The organism is Acidisoma sp., assembly GCF_035492295.1.
In the GTDB taxonomy this organism is placed as follows: Bacteria; Pseudomonadota; Alphaproteobacteria; order Acetobacterales; family Acetobacteraceae; genus Acidisoma.
The window spans coordinates 1-4,826 of sequence record NZ_DATJJK010000064.1 but is presented as its reverse complement, the minus strand read 5'-3'; the positions used below and the strand labels follow the sequence as shown (position 1 = coordinate 4,826).

Annotated in this window: 5 protein-coding genes and 1 pseudogene; 4 read left to right on the top strand and 2 right to left on the bottom strand. The window is 67.3% G+C overall.

Annotated elements, in window-relative coordinates; genetic code table 11:
- Both VL752_RS04870 and VL752_RS04865 read left to right on the top strand, forming a co-directional pair.
- Positions 1–210, top strand: a pseudogene (locus VL752_RS04870) (autotransporter strand-loop-strand O-heptosyltransferase); the annotation flags it as partial.
- Positions 210–1,091, top strand: a complete 882-nt coding sequence (locus VL752_RS04865) for a sulfotransferase family protein (protein ID WP_325352734.1) — start codon at positions 210–212, stop codon at positions 1,089–1,091. The pseudogene VL752_RS04870 and the gene VL752_RS04865, both read left to right, overlap by 1 nt.
- Here the strand turns inward: VL752_RS04865 and pdxA are convergent.
- Positions 1,088–2,065 carry a 4-hydroxythreonine-4-phosphate dehydrogenase PdxA gene (pdxA, locus tag VL752_RS04860; RefSeq protein ID WP_325352732.1) on the bottom strand — a complete coding sequence of 326 codons (978 nt, stop codon included), beginning with the start codon at positions 2,063–2,065 and terminating at the stop codon, positions 1,088–1,090. The two genes, VL752_RS04865 and pdxA, sit on opposite strands and share 4 nt — an antisense overlap.
- An 88-nt stretch (positions 2,066–2,153) precedes the next feature.
- Between pdxA and VL752_RS04855 the strand changes: the two genes are divergently transcribed.
- Complete coding sequence (locus tag VL752_RS04855) at positions 2,154–2,885, top strand: 2OG-Fe dioxygenase family protein (protein ID WP_325352730.1); 732 nt, start codon at positions 2,154–2,156, stop codon at positions 2,883–2,885.
- Positions 2,886–2,916: 31 nt separating this feature from the next.
- On the top strand, positions 2,917–3,654 hold the full coding sequence (locus VL752_RS04850) for a pyridoxine 5'-phosphate synthase (RefSeq protein ID WP_325352728.1): 738 nt from the start codon (positions 2,917–2,919) through the stop codon (positions 3,652–3,654).
- 6 nt (positions 3,655–3,660) lie between these two features.
- Here the strand turns inward: VL752_RS04850 and VL752_RS04845 are convergent.
- Positions 3,661–4,826 (bottom strand): acyltransferase family protein (locus VL752_RS04845; protein WP_325352726.1); only part of this gene is annotated, 1,166 nt, incomplete at its 5' end.

Sequence of the window (4,826 nt, the reverse complement as noted above, 5' to 3'; positions counted from 1 at the left end):
CACACGCCCTATCGCGTCATCAACTGGCATGTCTGCAATAGCTGCTGGAATGATGACACGACGGATTTCGACAATCAGGATCGGGCGGATTTCCTCTGGTGTCCGCGCCATAAGGATACGCCGCGCATGTTCGAATGCTCGCGCGCCATCACCGCGCGCCAGGTCATCGCCGCCATCCGCCGCGTGCCCGGCTTGTCCGGCCGATCCTGATGGAAGATTGGACGGAGACCGCAGAAGCGCTGCGGAAGATTGCCAGCCGGCAGATCTTCTTCCTGGGCGGGGCACCCCGCTCCGGCACCACGTGGTTGCAGCAGATGCTGGATGTGCATCCGCAAGCCAGCTGCCAAGGCGAAGGGCTTTTCGCCAAATTGCTCTATCCGTTGCTGGACGACTATCTTGGCCGCTGGAAAAAAGACCTCTCGGAGAAGAACCGCGCGGTCTTCGCCCATCTGGCCGGCTATCCCCTGCCGGGCGCGGAGGAGCGGCATTTCCTCGCGGCCAGCATGATCCTGCTCGCTTTCCGCCGGCAAGCGGCCGGCCAGAACTATCTCGCCTATGGCGAGAAGACGCCGGAAAATCTTTTCTTTATCCCGCAGCTCTCGGCCCTGTTTCCGCAGGCGAAGTTCATCATCATCGCGCGGGATCCGCGCGATGTGCTGACCTCCGCCTGGCATTTCTTCTACCAGGGCAAGGCGGGGGAGGATGCGGAAGCAGCGAAGCTCGCCTTCATCCGTGGCGCTTTGCCGCCCATGGTCGAAGGCGCGCGCATTGCGATTGCGCATGAGCAGGAGCACCCCGATATCTGCCGCACCGTGACCTATGAGGCACTGCGCCGGGCGCCGGAGGAGACGCTCGCCCTGCTGTTCCGCTTCCTCGGCCTGCCGGACGATCCAGGGATCGTGGCGTACTGCGTCGAGCAGACCCGCTTTGAGAAAGCAACCGGCGGGCGCCGCGCCGGACAGGCGCAGGACGGCGCCTTCCTCCGCCTGGGTATCACGGGCGACTGGCCCTCTACCCTCGCGCCCGCCATGAACGATCTCATCCTGCAGGCGCTCGGCTGGTCCTTCCCCTATTTCGGCTGGGCGCCCTAGCCCTTCAGCATCAAGGCGGCCTGTTCGCAGGCAGCGCGCAGACTGGCGGCACTCGCGCTGCCCTTACCGGCAATCTCGAAGGCGGTGCCGTGGTCCACGCTGGTGCGGATGAAGGGCAGCCCGACCGTGATGTTCACGCCCTCGTCGAGGCCGAGATACTTCACCGGAATCAGCCCCTGATCGTGGTACTGCGCCACCACGACATCGAACTCCCCCTGCCGCGCGCGCATGAAGATGGTGTCGCCCGACAGCGGGCCCACCACCGCGATCCCCTCGGCGTGCGCGCGGGCCACGGCGGGCGCGATGATCGCATCATCCTCATGGCCGAACATGCCACCCTCTCCGGCATGCGGGTTGAGCCCGGCAACGCCCACACGCGGCTGCGCTATGCCGAATTGCAGCCCGGCCCGGTGGGCAAGGCGAATGGCCCGCAGTTCGTTCTCCTGCGTGACCATGGCGACCGCCTCGGAAAGCGGCACATGGATGCTGACGAGCAGCACCCGCAATTCCCGGTTCGCCAGCATCATGGCGTAATCGCGGGTGCCGGCGCGCTCGGCCAGGATTTCGGTATGGCCCGGATAATCGATCCCAGCCTCGTGCATCGCCTGTTTGGAAATCGGCGCGGTCACGATTGCCGAAATGGTGCCCGCCTGCACGGCGTCGATCGCGCGGTTGATATAGTCGAAGGCCGCTTGCCCCGCTTGGGCATCTACCCGGCCGAAGAGCAGGTCCTCCGGCAGGCGGCTGACGGGGATGACTTCGATCCGCCCCGCGCCACCGCGCGCCGCGCGCGCGCTCTCGATCTCAACAACCTCGACGGGCGCGCCGAGGATGCCTGCCGCACGGCGGAGAAGGAGAACGTCGCCGAAAACCACGGCCGGGGCGGGCGGGCCTTCGGCGAAGAGCTTGACCACGATTTCCGGGCCGATTCCTGCCGGATCGCCCATCGTGATGCCCATCGGCGGCTGCGTCATGCACATGATTCCCCTGCGACTTGCCCTCCACCTAGCCCGTCCGCGCTGGTGTACAAAGCAAGCGCCACGCATGAGAGGGACGCCCGCGATGGAGAGGAAACAGACGGCTCTGGCCGCCATCGCCGCAAGCCTGGACGAAAGCGGCTTCGCGCAGGTCCGCGCGGCCGAGATGGGCCCGATCCTGGCGGCGGAAGGCCTGACTGGCTGGTCCAGCTTCGCCGGAAGCTGGAATGATCTCGGCCTTGACCGTTTCATGGCCGATGGGGGGCGCTATCGCCGCCGGCGCTTCGCGGCCTTTGCGGCGGATGCGGCGGGCGTCACCCGCAAACCGCATCAGCCGCATTACCAGAGCCGGGACTACAATGCGCTGAACGGCGGAATCGAGCGTTGGTTCGAACCGGTGACGGATGCGACGGCCGAACACCCGGCGCTGCATGCCATACTCCGTGTCTGCAACCGCCTCTTCACTGACCTCACCGCGCCAGACCTCAGACCCCGGCGCTGGCATGTGGAGATACACCAGTTCCGGATCGAGGCGCAGCCCGATGCGCTCGGCCAGCCGACGCCGGAAGGCCTGCACCGGGACGGCGTGGACTGGGTGCTGGTGCTTCTCGTGCGGCGGGAGAACGTGGCCGAGGGCGAGACCAGCATCACCAATCTGGAAAAACAGCTGATGTCCCGTTTCACCCTGGCCGAGCCGCTCGATGCCGCCCTGGTGGATGACAGCCGGGTCTATCACGGCGTGACTCCGGTGCGACCGCTCGACCCGGCCGCCCCTGCCTTCCGGGATGTGCTCGTCGTCACTTTCCGCCGCGAATAGAACAGCACATCCCACCCGCTTGGAGGCCCCGATGGCGAAGCTCAGCGTCAATCTGAACAAGATCGCGCTCCTCAGGAATTCCCGCCACACCGGCGTCCCGGATGTCGAGCGCTTCGCGCGCTTGGCGCATGCAGCGGGGGCGGCCGGGCTCACCGTCCATCCCCGGCCGGACGAACGGCACATCCGCCGCTCGGACGTTGTCATGCTGGACCGGCTGATGCGGCCCTGGCGCCCTGGCTTCGAATTCAACATCGAAGGCTATCCCGATCCGCGCTTCATGGAACTCGTCGGTGAAATCCGGCCCGAGCAGGTGACGCTGGTGCCTGATGCGCCGGGCGCCTTCACCTCGGATGAGGGCTGGAAGCTCACCGAAGATCAGACGGCACTGGTGCGACCGGCCCTCGCCGCCCTCCGTGCCCAGGGCGCGCGGGGGATCCTGTTCGTCGATCCTGATCCCGCCATCGTGCAGCGCGCGGTGGGCGCCGGGGCGGCCGGGATCGAGATCTATACCGGCGGCTACGCCCATGCCTTTCGCGAGGGAACGCACGCCGGCATCCTCGCCGCCTGCGCGAAGACGAACGAAGCCGCGCAGGCCGTGGGCCTCACCGTCAATGTCGGCCACGATCTCAATCTCGACAACCTGCCCGCGCTCGTCGCCGCCCTACCGGGCCTGGCCGAAGCTTCCATCGGGCATGAGTTGACGGCGGACGCGCTTTATTTCGGCTGGGAAGAGGCGATCCGCCGCTACGCCGCCGCCCTCGCCGGGTAGAGGCGGCTAATCCGGGCGCCCGGCGAGGACGCGGCCTCGAGCCGAGGCGGTAACCGTGCGGGCAACACGCCGGCCGAGTTCGCTGCCCGGGCGCTCCACCAGCACATGGGCGGCAGTCGCCAGCAGCACGGCAAGAATCGCCGCCCCCAGCAACACCGCCCAGAAAGCCGGTTTCGCCAGCGGCATGGGCAGCAGCGCGAGCGTCGACAGGACCAGGCCGTGCAGCAAATAGAGAGGATAGCTGACATCGCCGAGGCGGCGCGCCGGGCGGGTGCCGAGAAAGCCGAAGACCGTGCAGCCGGAGGCGATGGCGTAGAAGGCCAGACCCAGGCAGGCGACCGAGAGCGGTGAGAAGGCCGCAGGAGCAGCGAAGGAAGCGGCGACGAGTGCCATGACCGCCAGCGAAAGCCAGCCGTCGCGGCCCGCGGCCCGGGGTAGAGGCGGCAGCGAAGCGGCCAGCATGCCGCATAGAAACAGCGCACAGGCGATCGGCAGGGGCGGCAGTGCGCTCCCCGTATCGGGGTGGAGCAGCGCCCAGGCGAACGTCAGAGCGAGGGCAACGGCCAGCATGCCGACCGCGCGCGCTCGGCCGCCTCGCGCCATCACCGCGAGGCCGAGCAGCGCCAGATAGAAGAACCACTCGTAGCGCAGGCTCCAGGTCACGCCCGCCGTCAGCAGGAAGGTGCGTGAGAGACCATTGACGTTCGGCATGCCGGCCTGGGCGCCCAAAGGCAGCCAGACCGCGACCGCGTGCAGCAGATGGCCGAGTCCGCCCTGCAACGTCCAATGCGTGCGAAAACCGACCGACAGCAGCATCAGCGCGATCGCGAGCAGATAGACCGGACCGATGCGGAAGAGCCGCCCGACATAGAGCACCAGCCAATCGGGGCGCCCCCGCTCGCGCAGCATCTTGCCCCAGAACAGGTAGCCGGTGATCATGAAGAAGACCGCGACGGCGCCTGGGCCGAGATGCGCGAAAATCCGCGAAGCCGGTACCTGCCACACGCCGTCCCGCAGCAGGCCTTGCCAGAGATAGCCATGATAGAAGACCACGCTGAGCGCGAGAACGCCGCGCAATCCGTCGATCGACGAGCTGCGCTGCGGTGCCAAGGTCGGAGGCTGGTCCGCGCCACGCAGCACGGGTGTCGTCGCTAAGGCGTAGATAGCAACGA